This is a genomic window from Streptococcus sp. HMSC066F10, assembly GCF_001813805.1.
GTDB lineage: Bacteria > Bacillota > Bacilli > Lactobacillales > Streptococcaceae > Streptococcus > Streptococcus vaginalis.
Genome location: NZ_KV813951.1, coordinates 1 through 1,440 on the forward strand (window position 1 = coordinate 1; position 1,440 = coordinate 1,440).

Sequence of the window (1,440 nt, forward strand, 5' to 3'; positions counted from 1 at the left end):
TGAACTGCACCCCAAAAGTTAGACAAGAAAACTCTAACTTTTGGGATGTTATTTTTATGAAATTAAGTTATGAAGACAAGGTTCAAATCTATTACTTGCGAAAAAGCGGCGCAACTCTCAAGTCATTATCAAAACAGTTTAACCTCAATCAGTCAGGGATCGAATATCTGATTCGACTAATTGATAGGCATGGAGTAGACATTGTCAAGAGAGGTAAGAAGACTTATTATTCTCCTGAACTAAAGCAAAAAATCCTTCATCAAGTTCTTCTTGAAGGGCGTTCTCAATTGTCAGTCTCTCTCGATTTTGCCCTTCCTAACAGGGGGACTCTCCCAAATTGGCTGGCACAATATAAGAAAAACGGCTATACTATTGTTGAGAAACAAAGAGGGAGACCACCAAAGATGGGACGTAAGAAAAAGAAAACTTGGGAAGAAATGACGGAACTAGAGCGACTTCAAGAAGAGAACGAGCATCTTAGAACGGAGAATGCCTATCTAAAAAAGTTGAGGGAGTTACGCTTAAGGGACGAAGCCTTACAGCGCGAAAAGCAGAGACAATTAGAGAGATGGTCAAGGAAGGATTCCGATTAAGTTTCCTACTAGCTACCGCTAAACTCTCTCGTGCAACTTACTATTACCAGCTAAAACAGCTAGATAAACCAGACAAGGATCAAGAGTTAAAAGCTGAAATTCAATTGATTTATGATGAGCACAAGGGAAACTATGGTTATCGTCAAATTCATCTTGAACTGAAAAATCGTGGTTTTCATATCAATCACAAGAAAGTTCAGCGATTGATGCAAGTGATGGGGCTACAAGCTCGAATTCGCCGTCAACGGAAATATTCTTCTTACAAGGGGGAGATTGGTAAGAAAGCAGAGAATCTCATTCAGCGTCAGTTTGAAGGCTCTAGGCCTTACGAAAAGTGCTATACAGATGTAACCGAATTTGCCTTACCAAACGTCAATGGAAAGCTCTACCTGTCTCCTATTTTAGATGGGTATAATAGTGAAATCATTGCCTTTACCTTGTCACGTTCACCTGACTTGAACCAGGTCAGAACAATGTTAGCCAAGGCTTTTCCTGCTGAAACCTACAAGGGAACCATTCTCCACAGTGACCAAGGCTGGCAGTATCAGCACCAGTCTTATCATCAATTCTTAGAAGCGAAAGGAATTGTCCCATCTATGTCTCGCAAGGGCAATAGTCCAGACAATGGGATGATGGAGTCCTTCTTTGGCATCCTCAAATCGGAGATGTTCTACGGTTATGAGAAGAGTTATCAATCGCTTGATGAGCTGGAGAAAGCTATTGCAACTTATATTGTTTATTACAACAATAAACGGATTAAAACAAAACTAAAAGGACTTAGTCCTGTGCAGTACAGAACTAAATCCTTTCACTAATATTTTTTGTCTAACTTTTTGGGGGCAGTACA

1 protein-coding gene is annotated in these 1,440 nt (G+C 40.1%); it reads left to right on the top strand.

What is annotated here, in order from left to right:
* Nucleotides 1-56 precede the first annotated feature (56 nt).
* Nucleotides 57-1,408 (top strand): IS3 family transposase gene (locus HMPREF2933_RS09530; RefSeq protein WP_101749935.1). Its coding sequence is split into 2 segments (ribosomal slippage): nucleotides 57-519 and nucleotides 519-1,408, totalling 1,353 coding nucleotides; the frame shifts between segments, so codons are not numbered across the junction.
* Nucleotides 1,409-1,440: the final 32 nt, after the last annotated feature.